Below are 16,960 nucleotides of genomic sequence, written 5' to 3'. Positions count from 1 at the left end.
CCCCACGACGGCAACACGATTACCCCCGGCCGGGAAGGTCGCGGGGGTGTCAGTTCTCCAGGGTACTGTCCACCTCGCCCCGCGCGACCGCATACCCCGCCACAGAAGGCCGACGAACGCCGGCAGGGGAAATCCCTCACCACTCGCGATGATCCGACTACTCTAAGTGACATGTCTGAAGTGCGGTCGGTCGCGCCGGAAGGCGGCCTCTTCGATCAGCGGATCCGCGAGCAGTGGGCCGGTCAGCTGGGCAGGCGGCTCGACCTGCTGATCGCCGGATGCGCCCACGACGAGCCGCTGGCCCTCGACCGGATCGAGACCCGGCTCACCGGGGTCGACGAGGACCTGCCGGTGATCAGGAGCGTCGTCGAGGAGCGGGCCGACCTGGCCACCTGGTCGCTGGGCGACCTGCGGTCCGCGCCGGTGCCGCCCCGGTCGGTGGACGTGATCCAGCTGTCGTTCCTGCTCGAACGCATCCACCACGCGGAGCTGGTCTTCGACCGGCTGCTCCAGGCGTTGCGGCCCGGCGGCCTGGTGCTGCTGCGGATGCGCGACCGCAGGTCGGCCTACGGCCTGTGCGACCGCCTCACGCCGGGGTGGCTGCGGCGCGCGCTCTGGCGCCACCTGGTGGCGGACGGCACACCCGGCCCGCTGCCCGCCGTCTACGAGCCACTGACCTCGTACGACGGCATCCACGCCTTCTGCCTCAGCCGCGGCCTGCTGATCACCGACGACGAGACCAGGACCAGCGGCCCCGCCCTGGGCCGGCTCGGCCGCACGGCCGTCACGCTGGCCGACAGGCTGAGCCGCGGCCGTTATCCCTCGTCACACGACGAGATCACCATGGTCATCAGGAAGCCGCAGAACCACTTCGCACGTCTCATCTAGTGACACACTATGACGGTCATCTAACCGGAGCACTTGGGATTCGAACGTGGAGCACACCCCCGACGCGCACGAACTGGCCGATCTCGAGCTGCTGCTGTCCGGAGCGTTCCAGCCCCTGACCGGGTTCCTGGGCCACGACGACCTGCACACGGTCGCCGAGCGCGGCATCCTCGCCGACGGCACGCCCTGGCCGGCGCCGGTCACGCTGCGTCTGCCCGCCGACGTCTCCCCCGGCGACGAGGTCACGCTGCTCGACCCCGAGGGCGTGCCGCTCGCCGTTCTCACCGTGACCGAGCACGAGCCCGACGGCCTGACCGCCGGTCCGGTCCGCGGCCTCGGCGCGCCGGAGCACGGCCCGTTCGCCCGGCTGCACCGCACCCCGTCCCAGGTGCGCGAGGCCCTCGGCGGGCGCCCGGCGCTGGTCGTCACGATGCGCGGGCCGCTCGACGACCTCACCGAGATCATCGCCACCGCCAAGGAGCTCGACGCGGCGATCGTGCTGCTCCCCCTCTCGTACGGCGAGCAGGGCCCGTCGGTGGTCAGAGCGGCGCTGCGGGCCAGGGACCACCTGCCCGAGGGCACCCTCGTCGTCCCGGTGCCGCTCGCGCCGCGCGAGGAGCCCGAGATCGACCTGGAGCTGCGCGAGCACGTCGCCACCGCCTACGGCGCGACCGAGCACCTGGCCGGGCCCGAGCCGGTGCGCATACCCGGCCCCCCGCACCGGCGCGGTCTCGTGGTGTTCTTCACCGGGCTGTCCGGCTCGGGCAAGTCGACGGTCGCCCGCGGCCTGCGTGACGCGCTGCTGGAGCTCGGCACCCGCACGGTCACCTACCTCGACGGCGACGTGGTGCGCGCCCTGCTGTCCAAGGGCCTGACGTTCTCCAAGGCCGACCGCGACCTCAACATCCGGCGCATCGGCTTCGTGGCCGCCGAGGCTGCCCGTCACGGCGGCCTGGCCATCTGCGCGCCCATCGCCCCCTACGAGGCCACCCGCGCGGAGGTGCGCGAGATGGTCGAGTCGGTCGGCGCCGACTTCCTGCTCGTGCACGTCTCCACCCCGCTGGAGGAGTGTGAGCGCCGCGACCGCAAGGGCCTGTACGCCAAGGCCCGGGCCGGGCTCATCCCTGAGTTCACCGGCGTCTCCGACCCCTACGAGGAGCCGGACGACGCCGACCTGGTCATCGACACCACCCACCTGTCGATCGAGGCGGCGGTCTCCCAGGTGCTGGGCGCGCTGCGGTCCGGCGGCTGGGTGCGCTGACCGGCGGGGGTCAGGGCAGCGGCACCCGGGTCGAGCGGAAGTGCGGGTCGCGCGCCAGCGTGGTGAACGCCCTGCCGGTCATCGGCTCGGTGTCGAAGCTGGTGTTGCCGCGCGGCGCCTGGGGTGAGTCGAAGTAGATCAGGGCCTTGATCTGCGGATAGTTGCGGATCTGGGCGCGTACGGAGTGGTAGAAGGCGCCCTTGGGCGAGCCGGCGTCCTCGAACACGCCCCACTCGGCCACCATGACCGGCTTGCCGGGGAAGCGCAGCTGCATCCACCGGTAGAAGCCGGGCCAGCGCGGGAAGTCGGGCCGGGTCTTGTTGACCAGGCCGGCGAAGTCGCGCACGTCACTGTCGGCGTAGGGGTCCATCGCCACCCAGTCGACCACGTCGTCGCCCGGGTAGAGCTCCTCGAACCAGGCCTTGGCCGCCCAGTTGGGGGCGCCCATGTAGGTCATGACCGTGACCGCGTTCTTCACGCCCTTCTCGCGCAGCCGGAGCACGACGTGGCGGTACATGGCCGCGTAGTCGGCCGCCTGCATGCCCGAGCCCTGACCGGCGCGGACGTCGTTCTCGGGCTCGTGGTGGATGGTGAGGAAGAACCGCTCGGGGAACGTACGCCGGATGTAGGCGGCCAGCCGGTCGATCCGGTGGTCGAGAGCTCCCCCGGCGATCTCCGCCCAGGTGTGGTCGAACGACGGCTTCCAGTTGACCAGCAGCAGCCTCGGGCGGGCGGGGTCGCGGGCCAGCCGGATCTCCCGGTCGGTGGGGAACAGCTCGCTGGTGCGGTGATAGACGTGCACCACGTCGGCGTGGGTGCCCATGCGCTGCTCGGCGCTGCGGATGGCCTGGTCCACGGGCACGCCGGTGAAGATCTCGGGCGCCATGCCCCACCAGGCGCCGCAGGACGGGATGAGCTTGTCGGTGACCGTACAGGCGGCCTTGCCCTTCCTGGGCTTGGGGTCGACCGGGGACGCCGTCCCCTCACGGGTGTCCGCCGGGCCCGAACACCCGGTCAGCCCCATGACGAGGCTCACGACCAGCCCTACCGACCCGACCAGCAGAATCATGCCCTTTTTGTTGGACATAAACGAAATGTCTTTTAGCATCAGCACCCTCCGCCCCCTTTTCCCAGGACCCCCGCCCTGTCAATGCTGAACCATGCCACGCCGTTCCCTTGACGTCAGCCGGTGTGGGTGTTCTGGCTGATGAGGCCGGCTGCAATCCGACCAGAAATTCCCTCCGATTTCGTATTTTCGAAGGGCGAATCGCAGACGAGAGCGGAGAAAATCTTCCGTAATAAGCTTGGGCCATATCTGCCCGGCCTATAGTGGGCGGGCGCCTCGACATGTGACGCTGAGTCGCCACACGATGACATCGCGCACACCCCTGGGAGCCTCATGAGCCTGTCGCCGGACTTCCCGGCCCACCGCTCCGGCACCGGTCTCGGCGAGCACTTCGCCCTGCTGCGCAGGCGCTGGCAGCACTTCCTGGGCTTCGTCCTGGCCGGCGGCCTGGCGGGCCTGGTCCTGCTGTGCGTCGTGCCGTCCGCCTACACCGCGACCACGCAGGTCCTGGTCACGGCGGTCGGCGCGCAGGAGCAGAGCAACCAGGTGACCGCCCGGCAGCGTGAGCCGCTCAACCTCGACACCGAGGCACAGGTCGCGCAGTCGGCCGTGGTGACCGCCAAGGCGGCCGAGCTGCTGCGCACCACCGAGCCCGAGCCGGTCGAGGTGACCGTGCCGCCCAACTCGGCGGTGCTGTCGATCTCCGTGACGGCCTCCGACCCGGCCACCGCGGCGGCCCAGTCGCAGGCCTATGCCGACGCCTACCTGGCGGTTCGCGCCGAGAGCGCACAGGCGGCCATCACGCTCCAGCAGAAGGCCATGCTGGCCAAGCTCAAGCAGGTCAACACCGACCTCGACACCGTGGTCCGAGAGCTCCCCACGCTGCCCGCCGGCACCGCCGAGCACACCCTCGCCCAGCACCGGCAGAGCGTGCTCAACCGGCAGGCCTACAACCTGACCACCAAGTACGACGCCCTCAAGACGCTCACCGTGTCCCCGGGCTCGATCCTCAGCCAGGCCGTCCCGCCCGAGCGCCCCAGCTCCCCCAGCCTGCCGCTCTACCTCGGCACCGGGCTGATGCTGGGGCTCCTTCTCGGCGCCGCGGGGGCCGCCCTGCGCGACCGGTTCGACACCCTGCTGCGCACCGCCGCCGACGTCGAGCGGCTGACCGGGCTGCCGGTCATCGCCGACCTGCCGCACCGCCCCGACCACGGCGCGCTGCACGACCTGGCCTCCACCGTGATCGCCGGCTGCCAGGGCAAACGGCTCCTGGTCAGGGCGGTGCCCATCGGATTCGCGGCCGCGGCCGTGGCCGCGCCGCTCGCCGACGCCACGCTGCTGACCGTGCTCGACGGCTCCGACGTGGGCGACCTGGCCAGGGCCGACGCCGCGGTGCTGGTCGTCGGGCTCGGCCGCGCCACCTCGGCGGACGTCAGGGCGGCGGTCCGCCCGCTGGCCAGGCAGCACGTGCCGATCATCGGCGTCCTCACCGCCGACCGCGAGCCGGTGTTCCCCCCGACCGTGACCACGCGCTCCCACTCCTCCCTCGGCAAGCTCGTGGCCGGCGCCGAGCTCGATCCCGGCCTCAACCCCGAGACCTCCCCCATGCAGGCGATGCCGCGTCCGCCGGGCACGCTGACGTGAAAGGGCCCGCCTGGCCCATCGCCGCGCTGCTCGTGGGCTATCCCGTGTGGTGGGGCCTGGGGTTCGGCGGGCTCGCGGTGATCGTGCTGGCGGTGCCGATGGCGGTCATCCTCTGGCGGCGCAGACCGATCAGGGTGCCGCGTGGGTTCGGGCTCTGGCTGCTGCTGCTGGCCGGCTACGGGCTGAGCGCGCTGATGCTGTCGGAGATGCCGCCCGACACCTACGGCGAGTTCGGGGCGGGCCGCGTCATCGGCTACCTGATGCGACTCGCGCTCTACGTGTCGATGCTGGTCATGGTCCTCTACCTGGGCAACCTGAGCGAGCGGGAGCTGCCCCAGCTGCGGCTGGTGCGGATGCTCGGAGTGCTGTTCGTGACGACGGTGGCGGGCGGGCTGCTCGGGGTGTTCTTCCCGAGCTTCTCGTTCACCTCGCCGCTGGAGCTGGCGCTGCCCGACTGGATCGGCGGCAACTCGTTCGTCCAGAACCTGATCCACCCCACCGCCGCGCAGACGCAGAAGGTGCTCGGCTACGCCTCCCCCCGCCCGGAGGCGCCGTTCGAATGGGCCAACGCCTGGGGCAGCAACGTGTCGGTGCTGCTGATCTGGTTCGTGGTCGGCTGGTGGGTCCACGGGGGGCGGCAGCGCAGGGCCGTGGCGGTCGTGCTCATGGGCCTGGCCGCCATCCCGATCGTCTACTCCCTCAACCGGGGGCTGTGGATCGGGCTCGGGCTGGGCGCCCTCTACCTGGTCGTCCGGGTCGGCGGCCGGACGAGGCTCGCGGTGTGCGCGGCGGCCGTGACGGGAGCGCTGGTGTTCGCGTTCAGCCCGCTCGCCGCGCTGGTCGCCCAGCGGCTGGACAACCCCCACTCCAATGACATCAGGGCCTTCACCGTGTCGGCGACGATCAGCGCCGCCGGCCACTCCCCCCTGATCGGCTACGGCAACACCCGCAACGCGATGGGCAACCACCGCACGATCACCACGGGCAAGACGGCGTGGTGCGGCGGCTGCGGCCACCCGCCGCTGGGCAGCGACGGGCAGCTCTGGCTGCTGATGATCACCCAGGGCTTCGCGGGAGCGGCCCTGTACGTGGCGTTCTTCGTCGGCGCGATCCGCCGTCACTGGAGCGACCGCAGCCCGGTCGGGCTCGCGGGAGTGCTGGTGATGGCCCTCGTGCTGCTCTACATGTTCATCTACGACGGGCTCGTCACGCCACTCATCCTCTACCTCATCTCCTTCGCCCTTCTGTGGAGGAACCGTCCGTGAACGACGCGAAGATCCGGCTGCGCTATCTCGACGAGACCGTGCGGCTGCTCCATCCCGGCTCCGGCTCGCCCCGGGCCTACAGCGTGCTGCCGCACCGGCTGCTGCCGCGCCGCCTGGCGCCCCGCCGGTGGTGGCATCCCGGCCGCAAGCTCGTACTTGCCGCCGACGGGTCGATCGCCGCCCACCTGAGCGACGTCCTGGGCGCCCCGATCGAGACCGTGCTCCACGTACGCCCCGCCCGGCGGGCCAACCGCAAACCGATCCTGGAGGCCTGGTCGGGCGGCGAGCGCCTGGCGTACGTGAAGATCGGCGACACCGCGCGGGCCCGCGAGCTGGTCGCACACGAGGCCGCCGCATTGCGGAGGATGGCCGACCAGGCGTTCAAGACCGTCGTCGTGCCGACGGTGCTGCACCACGGCCGCTGGCGCGACCTGGAGGTGCTGGCGCTGTCTCCACTGCCGGTCAGACGGGGCCGGGTCCCCGCGGCGTTGCTCACCGACGCGATCAGGGAGATCGCCGCGACCGGCGGCCCGGCGGGCGCGGCCTGGCACGGCGACCTGTCTCCGTGGAACATCTCCCCCTCCGCCGACGGCCGGTTGCTCGTCTGGGACTGGGAGCGCTACGCGGTCGGCGTGCCCTGCGGGTTCGACGCCCTGCACCACCTCTTCCAGCGCGCGCTGCGCCGGATGAGCCCGGCGACGGCCGCGCGCGCCTGCCTCGCGCAGTCCGTCGGCGTGCTCGCGCCGTTCGGGCTGTCGGCCGCGCAGGCCCGGCTGACCGCGCTGCACTACCTCATCGCGCTGGCCGACCGGCACGCCGCCGACGGCCACTCCCCGCTCGGCTCCCCCGACGTCTGGCTCAACCCGCTCCTCGACCACCAGGAGTTGCTCACGTGAAGGCCCTGAAGCAGTCGGTGCTGTCCATCTCCCGGGCGGCGGGACGGATCACGTCGGCCTCGCGGCTCCTGCCGTCGTTCCTGATCGCAGGGGCGCAGCGGTGCGGCACCACCTCGCTCTACCGGGCGCTCGCGCAGCATCCGCTGCTGCTCAAGCCGGTGCTGCACAAGGGCGTCCACTACTTCGACGTCGGCTACTCCCGTCCGCTGTCCTGGTACCAGGCGCACTTCCAGCTGCGGATGAGCGCCGAGCTGCTGACCAGCCGGTACGGTGTCCGGCCGCTGGCCTTCGAGTCGTCGCCCTACTACCTGTTCCATCCGCTGGCCGGTGAGCGCATCGCCGCCGACCTGCCCGGGGCGAAGCTGATCGTGCTGGTGCGCGACCCGGTCGAGCGGGCCTGCTCGGCCCACGCCCACGAGCTGGCCAGGGGGTTCGAGACCGAGTCGCACTTCGAGTACGCGGTCGAGCTGGAGGCCCAGCGGCTGACCGGGGCCGAGGAGAGCCTGCGGGCACATCCCCACTCCGTCCACCACTCCCACCGCCACCACGCCTACCTGGCGCGCGGCCGCTACGCCGAGCAGCTCGACCGGCTGGAGCCGCTGTTCGGCCGCGAGCGGATCCTGGTCCTCGACAGCCACCGGTTCTTCGCCGAGCCCGAGCACGTCTACGACGAGGTGCTCGACTTCCTGGGGATGCCGCGGCTGGGCTATCCGGAGTTCGAGCGGCACAACGGGCGGTCGCGGCCCAAGCCGCTGCCCGACTCGGTGCGTCAGGCGCTGAGCGACCATTTCGAGGTGTACGACACGCACCTGGTCCGCTGGCTGGGCGGTGACCCGTCGTGGCGGCGCTGACGGGGCTGGCGAGGGGCGGCGCCGCCGGGGTGACCGGGGCCACCACCAGCGCGCTGGCCCAGTTCCTGCTGGTCGTGGTGGTCACCCGGGCGTTCAGCGCCGAGCAGGCCGGTGCCTTCTTCACCGCCACGGCGCTGGCGCTGATGGCGGCCGGGGTGGCCAAGCTCGACGCGGGCAACGGTCTGGTGTACTTCATCGCCCGAGCCAGGTCGTCCGATTATCAGGGCATTTCCGGATATATCCGGGCGGCCCTGGTCCCGAGTGTGGCCGTGGCCATGGTCGCGACCGTCGCCCTCCTCCCCCACCTCGGCCTCCTCGCCCTGGCGCTGCCCGCGATGGTCGCCGCCGACATCCTGCTGGCCGCCACCCGGGGGTTCGGCGCCATGCGCCCCACCGTGCTGCTCGACGGCATGCTGCTGCCCGCCGGCCAGCTCCTGCTCGTGTCCGTCGCGGCCGTCGTCGCGGCCCCCGGCTGGCTGCCCGTCGCCTGGGCGCTGCCGTACCTTCCCGTGCTGCTGCTGGCCGCGGGCTGCCTGCGCGGCCGGGTGCCGCGCACCCGCCAGCTGGCGGGCACCGGCCGCGAGCTGTGGCGCTACACGGCTCCCCGGTCGGTGGCGGGCGCGATCCAGGCGGTGTTCCAGCGGCTGGACATCGTGATCGTCGCCCTGCTCGGCGGCCCGGCGCAGGCCGCCGTCTACACCGCGGCCACCCGCTTCAAGGTGGTCGGCCAGCTCGCCAACCAGGGCCTGGCGCAGGCCGTGCAACCACGCCTGGTGCGCGCGCTGGCCGACGGCGAGCTGGCGCGCGCCCGCGAGCTCTACCAGGCCACGACCGTCTGGCTGGTGCTGCTCACCTGGCCGGTCTGGCTCGGATACGCCGCCCTGGCGCCGTGGCTGCTGCGCCTGCTCGGCTCAGAGTACGGCTCCGCCGCCCCCGTGGCCCTGGTGCTGGCCACCACGATGATGGTCGCGACGGCCTGCGGGACGGTCGACGTGGTGCTCACGGCCGCCGGGCACACCACGGCCAGCCTGCTCAACCTCGTCGCGGCGACCGCCATCACGATCGCGCTCGACATCGCGCTCATCCCCGCGCACGGCGCGCTCGGCGCGGCGCTGGGCTGGTCGGGCGGCATGCTGGCGAAGAACCTGCTGCCGCTCTGGCAGCTCCACCACCGCTACGGCCTGCGGCCCTTCGGTCGCCACAGCCTTGCCGCCCTGCGGATCCGCTCGTGGTCGGCGGCATGACCGGACGACCGCCGATCCTGGTGACGGGCCTGCCCCGGAGCGGCACGAGCTGGACGGGCAAGATGCTGGCGGCCGGCGGCGAGCTCGTCTACGTCAACGAGCCGCTCAACCCCCAGCACCCGCCCGGCCGCTGCCCCGGCGTGCTGCGGGCCGAGGTCACGCACCGGTTCCAGTACATCTGCGACGACAACTCGGCCGGCTGGCTGCCCGCCTTCCGCGACACGACCGCGCTGCGCTACCGCTTCCTGTCCGAGCTCCGCGCCAACCGCTCGCCGTACGATCTCGCCCGCCTGCTGAGGTACGGCACCGCCTTCACCTGGGGCCGAGTGGCCGGGCGGCGGGCTCTGCTCGACGACCCGTTCGCGGTGCTGTCGGCCGGCTGGTTCGCCTCGCGGCTCGGCTGCCGGGTGATCGCCCTGGAACGTGATCCGGTGTCGTTCGTGGCCAGCTGGCAGCGGCTGGGCTGGACCGTCTACTTCCACGAGCTGCTCGAACAACCCCTGCTCGTCCGCGACCATCCCGAGCTGCTGGAGCTCCGCGCCCTCGTCGGCTCCCAGGACCGCGTCGCCAAGGCCGCCGCGCTGTGGCGGGTGACCCACCGGATCCTGGCCCGCACCCCGGCCGTCCTGGTCACCGCCTACGAGGACCTGGCGCGTGACCCGGTGCCCGGTTTCCGGCGCCTGTACGACTACGCGGGCCTGACCTGGTCGGCCGCCGTCGAGCGCCGGGTGGGCCTGGCGTGCACCGGCGCCGCGACGGCCGAGCGAGGGTTCGCCTGGTCGGGTCTGTCACGCACCGCCTTTCGCCCGATGGACTCGCGCCGCGCCCTGGAAACAGCCGCCCGCGGCCTCACCCCCGCCCAGGTGTCGCGGGTACGCGAGCTCACCACCTGATCGCCGCCGATGCTGCGGGCCATAGGTCTAGACGGTGATGTCCTCGCCCTGCTTGAGGGCGGCGACCTCATAGGTCTCGGCCGAGGCCGCGTCCAGAAAACGGGAAAGCTCATCGGGCCGCGTGTCATAGAAGCCGTCGATCTGGAATCCGTCGTAGTGGATCGGCACCGCGATTTTCGCTCCCAGCAGGCGCGCCGCCACGGCCGCCTGGCCGGCGTCGAGCGAGGCCGGATAGGGGCTCGGGGGCTGACAGTGCGGGAAGCACACGATCGGGCCGTTGATGGGGGTGAGCACCGCGTCGAACGGCCCGAACCGGTGGGCGGCGCGCCACCAGTAGCCATGGAACATGCTGTCGCCCAGGTGTAGCACGCGCTTTCCGCCGGCTTCGACGGCCCAGGACACCTGCGGATCACCCAGAGTGTCGACGGCTGGAACGGCCGCGATCGTGAAGGGGCCGATCGTGACGGTCTCCCACAGCCCCATCGGGCGCCGGGACAGGTTCCATTCGTCGAGCTCGCGGTCGGCCTTGAGCGTCCACAGGTTCTCGTGGTCGTCGCCACCGAAGGACGCGGGATGCAACACCTGGCCATCAGGGCGGAGCGCTTCGGCCAGTGCCGCGGCATCGGTGTGGTCTCGATGCAGGTGCGTGCACAGCCCGGCGATCACGTCCCCCTCGGTACGCGGCCGGACGACCGTCGGCATAGGCGCCGACAACGGGGTGCCCTCCAACACTCCCTCCGGGCGGCCGAGCAGGTCGATCACCACGCTGTGACCCTGCGCCTCCAGTTCCACCCCGGCCCAGCCCAGCCACCGAACACGCATCTTCCGGACTCCTTTAGCGTACGATCGTTCGTTGGCTGGTTAGCGTACGATCGTTTGCTAAGCTCGTCAACCATGAGGAGATCTGCCGAGGCGGCTCAGCTGACCCGCGAACGCATCGTGGCCACCGGCGTGACGAAGGCCTCCACCGACGGCCTCTCCGCGCTGACCATCGGCACCCTGGCCGAAGCTCTCGGCATGAGCAAGGCGGGCATCGTCGGCCCCTTCGGCTCCCGCGCCGGACTGCAGTTCGCCGTTCTGACCAAGGCAGCCGACATGTTCATCGCCGCCGTCGTTGCGCCGAGCATGGAGGTGGAGTCGGGCCTGCCGCGCCTGCGCGTGATGATCGATCTGTGGTGCGGCTACCTGGATAGCAGCCCATTTCCCAACGGTTGCTTCATTACCGCCGCGTCCTGTGAGCTGGACGGCCGGCCAGGCGAGTTGCGGAGCTTCCTCCTCGCCACGGTGACCCGATGGCGGGCCTTCCTGCGCGAGCAGATCGTGATCGCGCAGGAAGCGGGCGACATCACCACGACGCTGGACGCGGACGATCTCGTGACGGCCCTGACAGGGATCGCGATGGCGGCCAACCAGGAGATTCAGCTACTCGGCGACGCCACCGCGCCGGCGCGCGCACGGCGTCTCATGCTGGCCGCCATCACGCGATGAACGCGGTGACTCACGGCGACTTGCGGTGACCTACGGTGACTTGCGGTGACCTACGGTGACTTGCGGTCTACAGCCGACGCCGCCGGGCCCCGCGAAGCCACTCGACCAGGCAGCCGCCGAGCAGTCGCAGCGCGAACGGCAGGTCGTCCACCAGATAGCGGCGGGCCAGCCGCCCCGGCTCACTCAACAGCCGGAACGACCACTCCAGCCCTGAACGCCGCATCCAGCCGGGCGCTCTGGGCACCGCTCCGGAGGCGAACGCGATGGCCGACCCGCAGCCCACGAACCACGCCCCGGGCAGCCGCTCACGCAACCGCGCGACCAGGAGATCCTGCCGGGGGAAGCCGAGTCCGACGAACACCAGTCCGGGCCTGGCCGCCACGACCCTGCGCAGCACGCGCTCCCGGCCAGGGCCGGTCTGGTCGAAGGAGTAGGGCGGCGACTCGACCCCGCAGACCTGCAGCCGCGGGTAGCAGCCGGTGAGCTCCCGAGCCGCGGCGACGGCGACGCCGGGCGGCCCGCCCAGCAGGTAGATCGGCCAGCCCCGGCGGGCGGCCAGCTTGCTGAGCGACCAGATCAGATCGGCCCCGGTGACGCGCTCGGGCAGCGGGGTGCCCAGCAGCCGTGCGGCCCACACGAGCGGCATGCCGTCGGCCACGACCAGGTCGGCGGTATTGACCAGCTCTCTGAGGGCGGGGTCGCGGGCGGCCGACCGGCAGATGTCCACGTTCGGTGTGACGATCCGGCCGCCGCGCCCGGCCTCCAGCGCGGCGGCGACCCGCTCGACCACCTGCGACTCGGTCAGCGGATCGACCATGACGCCGGCGACGGCCACCCGTCCCACCGCCCGGCCCGCCGACCCCACTGCCGACACTGCCGACGGCACTGCTGGTGGCCCTACTGCCGACACTGCTGACGGTCCTGCTGCCGACACTGCTGGTGACCCTACCGACGGCACTGTTGGTGACCCTGCCGACGGCACTGCCGCTGGCCCTACTGGTGGCACTGCTGGCGACATTGCCGGCAGAGCTGCTGACGAACCAGGCGAGGCGGCCGGCGGAGCCGACGGCGTTTCGGCGGCGAGTGGCGACTGGGCGGACACGGGCGGCGGCTCGTCGGACGTCGGCGCGATCTGTGGCGAGCTGGTCAAATGCCGTGCCCCCGGTCGTGCAGCAGGGCGAGCACTGCGGGCGCGGAAACGAGCCCGGTCGCCACGGCGAGCGCCAGCGGCACGCGCGGCTCCCCGGCGCGGGCGGTGAAGGCGCGCACCGCCCACCGCCCAGCCTGCCTCCGGTGACCGAGCGCGGCGTGGTGGAAGGCGAGCTGGCCGTAGACCCGGGCCGCGCCACGCCGGTCGGCGGCCAGCTCGGGGTGCCGGGCGAGCATCCACTCCAGCCCGGCGATGCGGTCAGCCCAGCGAGTGACGTAGTGGGACGATCCCCAGCGGACCCGGACGAGCGGCCGGTCGACGTTGACGACTGGCCGCCGTTTGGCGGCGCGCAGGGCGAGGTCCCAGTCTTCGTTCTGGCCTCCGGGGGCGCTCTCGTCCGCCCAGAGGGCACCGCGCCGGAACAGGAACGTGGACGCGTGCACCATGACCATGCGGGAGCGGACCAGGTCGTCGCGGGTGACCGTGCTCGTCCCGGCCAGTCGCGGCACCCGGCGGCGGCCGTACTCGACCTCGATGCCACAGCTGGCGAACTCGGCGTCGCCGCTCTCCAGCGCGGCGACCTGGGCGGCGAGCTTGCCCGGCAGCCACAGGTCGTCGTCGTCGCAGAACGCGACCAGCTCGGTGTCGCACGCTGCGATGCCGGTGTTGCGGGCGCCCGGCAGGCCAGGGGTGAGGGTGTTGGCCAGGACGCGGATCCGGCCGGACTCCTGCCCGGCGACCGCCCCGACCTCCAACCCCGACCCACGCCCCGCGAGCGCCCCGATCTCCAACCCCGTCACACGCTCGGCGAACGCCCCAGCCTCCAAGCCCGTCACACGCTCGGCGAACGCCCCGGCTTCCAGACCCGCCAGCTGGGCAGCGACCGCCTCGGGAGCGACGCCGTCGGCCACGACGACGACGGAGGTCTCGCCGGGGTGGTCCTGGCTCGCCGCCGCCAGGACGGCGGCGCGGAGCTGCTGGGGCCGGTCTCCCCGGGTGGGGATCACCACGCCGACAGATGGTCGCATCGTCTTTCTTCCTGATCGAGGAGTCACACCGCGATCCCGCGATAGCCGTAGCGGGCTCTGAGCGGCCAGGTGAGCGCGGTGACCAGGCCCTGACGGGGCGCGGAGCGCCAGGTGTCGTCCAGGGCCAGCTCGACCCGGCCCACCGTGAAGCGCATCGGGTTGCCGGAGGCGGTGTGGGCGGTGGTGAGGTGGGCCGTGGTGCGGTGGGCGGTCGTGTCGGTGATGAACGGCAGCTCGGTCCGCAGGCCCAGGCGCTCCGCCAGGGACGCCAGCGTGGCGCGCGGGGCGGCGAGCAGGTCCTCGTAGCGAACCCGGGTCACCTGGACGCCGCGGCGGGCGAGCAGGTCGAGGGCGAGGTTCTGGGCCGTCCAGTGGAGCGCGGTGCGGCCGGGGCCCCAGCGGGCCATCGGGCGGCCGTCCTCGGGCCGCGCCACGGTCCTGCGCCACGAGTGGGCCACGGCCCGCGGGTCGCGCACCACCTGGATCACGTGCGGGTCGGAGCCGTCCGCCGCCAGGCAGTGGGCCAGGGAGGCGTGCTTGCTGGAGTCGATCACCAGGCGGGCGTCGGCCACCTCGGCCGCGGCGTCGTAGACGCGGTGATAGGCCTGGACGTATTCGGCCAGGTCGGGGTGGCCGATGCGGAGCACCCTATGGGTGCGATCGACCCGCTGCCGCAGGGTCAGCATTCGCTCGGCCAGCGAGCCGGTCCATCCTCCGAAGGCCCGCTCGCCGACCTTTCGCCAGAACGGGCAGTCGGGCAACGGCTCGCCGCAGCCGCACGGCTCGCCGGCCAGCACACCACGGGCCCACAGATGGACCACCTCGCCGAGGGGAGCAACTCCGGGCAGCTCACCGAGCAGCCGTTCGAGCAAGGTGCTGCCACTGCGGCCGAGGCCGCCCAGGAAGACCACCCGGGTGGCGGTCGAAGGGTCGATCACAGATGACGCCTCAGGAAGATGAACACGGAACGTACAGACTCTAGCGCGCAGAGTAATTGCGTGATTCGTGAACGGTTTAAGGATCTACCTGCCGACGTGGGGAAACGCTGACGGCCCCCGGCGAGGCGGGGGCCGTCAGGGTGATCGGGTCAGCGGACGTCGGTGATCATGCCGGCGCCGACCGTGCCGTTCGTGGCCTCGTCGACGAGGATGAAGCCGCCGGTGAGCCGGTTGCGCGCGTAGTCGTCCACGAACAACGGCTGGGTGACCCGGAGCGACACCCTGCCGATCTCGTTGAGGCCCAGCGAGGTGGCCTCCTCGTCGCGGTGGAGCGTGTTGACGTCGAGGCGGTAGTGGAGGTCACGCACCAGGGCGCGGGCCGTACGGGTGGTGTGCTTGATGGTGAGCTTGGAACGCGGGGCCAGTTTGACGCTGTCGCCCATCCAGCAGACCATCGCCTCCAGCTCCTGGGCCACCTGCGGCTGGTTGTTGGGGCGGGCGATCATGTCGCCCCGGGAGATGTCGATGTCGTCCTCGAAGCGCAGGGTGACCGACATCGGGGGGAACGCCTCCTCCACCGGCCCGTCGAAGGTGTCGATCGAGGCGATCCTGGTGGCCAGGCCCGAGGGGAGGTGGACGACCTCGTCGCCGGGCTTCAGCACCCCGCCGGCGACCTGGCCGGCGTAGCCGCGGTAGTCGTGGAAGGCGTGATCGGTCGCCTTCTGCGGGCGGATCACGTACTGGACCGGGAAGCGGACGTCGACCAGGTTGCGGTCGGAGGCGATGTGGACGTTCTCCAGGTGGTGGAGCAGCGAGGAGCCGTTGTACCACGGCATGCTCTCGGAGCGGGACACCACGTTGTCGCCGTTGAGCGCGGAGATCGGGATGAACGTCAGGTCGCCGATGTTGAGCTTGGAGGCGAAGGCGGTGAACTCCTCGCGGATCTCCTCGAAGCGCTCCTGGGAGTAGTCGACCAGGTCCATCTTGTTGACCGCGAGCACCAGGTGCGGGACCCGGAGCAGCGAGGTCAGGAACGCGTGGCGGCGCGACTGCTCCAGAACGCCCTTGCGCGCGTCGATGAGGATGATCGCCAGGTCGGCCGTGGAGGCGCCGGTGACCATGTTGCGGGTGTACTGGATGTGCCCCGGCGTGTCGGCGATGATGAACTTGCGGCGCGGGGTGGCGAAGTAGCGGTAGGCCACGTCGATGGTGATGCCCTGCTCACGCTCGGCCCGCAGGCCGTCGGTGAGCAGCGACAGGTCGGTGTATTCGGTGCCGCGGTCGCGCGAGGTGCGCTCGACCGCCTCCAACTGGTCCTCGAAGATCGCCTTGGAGTCGAAGAGCAGGCGCCCGATCAGCGTGGACTTGCCGTCGTCGACACTTCCCGCCGTGGCGAAACGCAGAATGTCCATCGGTTTAGAAGTAACCTTCCCGCTTGCGATCCTCCATGGCGGCCTCCGACGCGCGGTCGTCGGCCCTGGTGGCCCCGCGCTCGGTGATCCGGGTGGCCGCGATCTCCTCGATGATCTCCTCCACCGTGGCGGCCGTGGACTGCACGGCGCCGGTGCAGGTCATGTCGCCCACTGTGCGATAGCGCACCACCGCCTCGATGAGCGGCTCGTCGTCGCCGCGGTGGACGACGTCGGCGTCGGGCAGCAGCATGCCGTCGCGCTCGAAGACCTTGCGGGTGTGGGCGAAGTAGATCGACGGGATCTCGATGCCCTCGCGCCGGATGTAGTCCCACACGTCGAGCTCGGTCCAGTTGGACAGCGGGAACACCCGGATGTGCTCGCCCTTGCGGATCCGGGCGTTGTAGAGGTTCCACAGCTCGGGGCGCTGGTTCTTGGGGTCCCACTGGCCGAAGTCGTCACGGAAGGAGAACACCCGCTCCTTGGCCCGGGCCTTCTCCTCGTCGCGCCGGGCGCCGCCGAAGACGGCGTCGAACTCGTGGTCCTCGATCGCGTCGAGCAGCGTGGTGGTCTGCAGCCGGTTGCGCGAGGCGCGTCGTCCGGTGTCCTCGACCACCCGCCCGGCGTCGATCGAGGCCTGCACGCTCGCCACGATCAGCCGCGCGCCCAGCTCCTGGACGCGCCGGTCGCGAAACTCGATGACCTCGTCGAAGTTGTGCCCGGTGTCGACGTGCATCAGCGGGAAGGGGATGGGCGCCGGCCAGAAGGCCTTCTCCGCGATGCGCAGCATGACGATGGAGTCCTTGCCGCCGGAGAAGAGCAGACACGGACGCTCGAACTCCGCGGCCACTTCGCGCATGATGTGAATGGCTTCGGCTTCGAGCACGTCGAGCTGCGACGTCGTGTAGTCGCGCTGGAGCATGAGAGCTTCCTCCGGCG

16 protein-coding genes are annotated in these 16,960 nt (G+C 71.6%); 9 read left to right on the top strand and 7 right to left on the bottom strand.

Annotated features, from left to right (window positions below):
• Nucleotides 1–171: 171 nt before the first annotated feature.
• Together IEY82_RS11795 and cysC are read left to right on the top strand one after the other, a co-directional pair.
• The gene (locus tag IEY82_RS11795; RefSeq protein WP_189124101.1) at nucleotides 172–888 is read left to right on the top strand and encodes a class I SAM-dependent methyltransferase; all 717 of its coding nucleotides are present in this window, start codon (nucleotides 172–174) and stop codon (nucleotides 886–888) included.
• A 46-nt stretch (nucleotides 889–934) separates the two neighbouring features.
• A complete protein-coding gene (cysC, locus tag IEY82_RS11790; RefSeq protein WP_189124100.1) occupies nucleotides 935–2,149 on the top strand; it encodes an adenylyl-sulfate kinase in 1,215 nt (404 codons plus the stop codon).
• A gap of 10 nt (nucleotides 2,150–2,159) precedes the next feature.
• Here cysC and IEY82_RS11785 read toward each other — a convergent pair whose 3' ends face one another.
• The gene (locus IEY82_RS11785; protein ID WP_225263054.1) at nucleotides 2,160–3,236 is read right to left on the bottom strand and encodes a glycoside hydrolase family 26 protein; all 1,077 of its coding nucleotides are present in this window, start codon (nucleotides 3,234–3,236) and stop codon (nucleotides 2,160–2,162) included.
• Nucleotides 3,237–3,548: 312 nt separating this feature from the next.
• On the opposite strand from IEY82_RS11785, the gene IEY82_RS11780 reads away from it, so the two are divergent.
• Genes IEY82_RS11780 through IEY82_RS11755 form a run of 6 tightly spaced genes read left to right on the top strand, consistent with a single transcriptional unit; the run spans nucleotide 3,549 to nucleotide 10,008 of the window.
• A complete protein-coding gene (locus IEY82_RS11780; RefSeq protein ID WP_189124099.1) occupies nucleotides 3,549–4,859 on the top strand; it encodes a Wzz/FepE/Etk N-terminal domain-containing protein in 1,311 nt (436 codons plus the stop codon).
• Nucleotides 4,856–6,124, top strand: a complete 1,269-nt coding sequence (locus tag IEY82_RS11775) for an O-antigen ligase family protein (RefSeq protein WP_189124098.1) — start codon at nucleotides 4,856–4,858, stop codon at nucleotides 6,122–6,124. The genes IEY82_RS11780 and IEY82_RS11775 overlap by 4 nt, the downstream gene beginning before the upstream one ends.
• Nucleotides 6,121–7,020 (top strand): hypothetical protein, encoded by a 900-nt coding sequence (locus IEY82_RS11770; RefSeq protein ID WP_189124097.1) that lies wholly within the window; start codon nucleotides 6,121–6,123, stop codon nucleotides 7,018–7,020. The genes IEY82_RS11775 and IEY82_RS11770 overlap by 4 nt, the downstream gene beginning before the upstream one ends.
• Nucleotides 7,017–7,871 carry a sulfotransferase gene (locus IEY82_RS11765; RefSeq protein ID WP_189124096.1) on the top strand — a complete coding sequence of 285 codons (855 nt, stop codon included), beginning with the start codon at nucleotides 7,017–7,019 and terminating at the stop codon, nucleotides 7,869–7,871. Before IEY82_RS11770 ends, IEY82_RS11765 begins: the two co-directional genes overlap by 4 nt.
• A complete protein-coding gene (locus IEY82_RS11760; RefSeq protein WP_189124095.1) occupies nucleotides 7,859–9,115 on the top strand; it encodes a lipopolysaccharide biosynthesis protein in 1,257 nt (418 codons plus the stop codon). The genes IEY82_RS11765 and IEY82_RS11760 overlap by 13 nt, the downstream gene beginning before the upstream one ends.
• Nucleotides 9,112–10,008: a sulfotransferase gene (locus IEY82_RS11755; RefSeq protein ID WP_189124094.1), complete on the top strand. Its 897-nt coding sequence runs from the start codon at nucleotides 9,112–9,114 to the stop codon at nucleotides 10,006–10,008. The genes IEY82_RS11760 and IEY82_RS11755 overlap by 4 nt, the downstream gene beginning before the upstream one ends.
• A 27-nt stretch (nucleotides 10,009–10,035) precedes the next feature.
• On the opposite strand, the gene IEY82_RS11750 is transcribed toward IEY82_RS11755, so the two are convergent.
• Nucleotides 10,036–10,830, bottom strand: coding sequence for an MBL fold metallo-hydrolase (locus IEY82_RS11750; protein ID WP_189124093.1), 795 nt, complete (start codon nucleotides 10,828–10,830; stop codon nucleotides 10,036–10,038).
• Nucleotides 10,831–10,902: 72 nt separating this feature from the next.
• Between IEY82_RS11750 and IEY82_RS11745 the strand changes: the two genes are divergently transcribed.
• Nucleotides 10,903–11,496, top strand: a complete 594-nt coding sequence (locus IEY82_RS11745) for a TetR/AcrR family transcriptional regulator (RefSeq protein ID WP_189124092.1) — start codon at nucleotides 10,903–10,905, stop codon at nucleotides 11,494–11,496.
• A gap of 67 nt (nucleotides 11,497–11,563) precedes the next feature.
• Here the strand turns inward: IEY82_RS11745 and IEY82_RS11740 are convergent, their stop codons facing one another.
• The 5 genes from IEY82_RS11740 to cysD form a co-directional block, all read right to left on the bottom strand.
• Nucleotides 11,564–12,370, bottom strand: a complete 807-nt coding sequence (locus IEY82_RS11740; RefSeq protein WP_225263056.1) for a WecB/TagA/CpsF family glycosyltransferase — start codon at nucleotides 12,368–12,370, stop codon at nucleotides 11,564–11,566.
• Between the two features lie 272 nt (nucleotides 12,371–12,642).
• Nucleotides 12,643–13,674 (bottom strand): glycosyltransferase family 2 protein, encoded by a 1,032-nt coding sequence (locus tag IEY82_RS11735; protein ID WP_189124091.1) that lies wholly within the window; start codon nucleotides 13,672–13,674, stop codon nucleotides 12,643–12,645.
• Nucleotides 13,675–13,697: 23 nt separating this feature from the next.
• On the bottom strand, nucleotides 13,698–14,612 hold the full coding sequence (locus IEY82_RS11730) for a sulfotransferase family protein (protein ID WP_225263058.1): 915 nt from the start codon (nucleotides 14,610–14,612) through the stop codon (nucleotides 13,698–13,700).
• Nucleotides 14,613–14,761: 149 nt separating this feature from the next.
• Nucleotides 14,762–16,024 (bottom strand): sulfate adenylyltransferase subunit CysN, encoded by a 1,263-nt coding sequence (cysN, locus tag IEY82_RS11725; protein ID WP_189124090.1) that lies wholly within the window; start codon nucleotides 16,022–16,024, stop codon nucleotides 14,762–14,764.
• Nucleotides 16,025–16,028: 4 nt separating this feature from the next.
• Nucleotides 16,029–16,943, bottom strand: coding sequence for a sulfate adenylyltransferase subunit CysD (cysD, locus tag IEY82_RS11720; RefSeq protein ID WP_189124089.1), 915 nt, complete (start codon nucleotides 16,941–16,943; stop codon nucleotides 16,029–16,031).
• Between the last annotated feature and the right edge of the window lie 17 nt (nucleotides 16,944–16,960).

This window comes from Nonomuraea cavernae, from assembly GCF_014646355.1.
GTDB classification, from domain to species: Bacteria; Actinomycetota; Actinomycetes; order Streptosporangiales; family Streptosporangiaceae; genus Nonomuraea; species Nonomuraea cavernae.
The sequence above is the reverse complement of the archived record's forward strand: the minus strand, read 5'-3'. Positions and strand labels throughout refer to the sequence as shown.

Excerpts from the sequence above, each read along its gene's own strand:
- IEY82_RS11795 (WP_189124101.1), top strand. The coding sequence starts at position 172 with ATGTCTGAAGTGCGGTCGGTCGCGCCGGAAGGCGGCCTCTTCGATCAG.
- IEY82_RS11785 (WP_225263054.1), bottom strand. The coding sequence starts at position 3,236 with ATGTCCAACAAAAAGGGCATGATTCTGCTGGTCGGGTCGGTAGGGCTG.
- IEY82_RS11780 (WP_189124099.1), top strand. The coding sequence starts at position 3,549 with ATGAGCCTGTCGCCGGACTTCCCGGCCCACCGCTCCGGCACCGGTCTC.
- IEY82_RS11755 (WP_189124094.1), top strand. The coding sequence starts at position 9,112 with ATGACCGGACGACCGCCGATCCTGGTGACGGGCCTGCCCCGGAGCGGC.
- IEY82_RS11750 (WP_189124093.1), bottom strand. The coding sequence starts at position 10,830 with ATGCGTGTTCGGTGGCTGGGCTGGGCCGGGGTGGAACTGGAGGCGCAG.
- IEY82_RS11745 (WP_189124092.1), top strand. The coding sequence starts at position 10,903 with ATGAGGAGATCTGCCGAGGCGGCTCAGCTGACCCGCGAACGCATCGTG.
- IEY82_RS11735 (WP_189124091.1), bottom strand. The coding sequence starts at position 13,674 with ATGCGACCATCTGTCGGCGTGGTGATCCCCACCCGGGGAGACCGGCCC.
- cysN (WP_189124090.1), bottom strand. The coding sequence starts at position 16,024 with ATGGACATTCTGCGTTTCGCCACGGCGGGAAGTGTCGACGACGGCAAG.
- cysD (WP_189124089.1), bottom strand. The coding sequence starts at position 16,943 with ATGCTCCAGCGCGACTACACGACGTCGCAGCTCGACGTGCTCGAAGCC.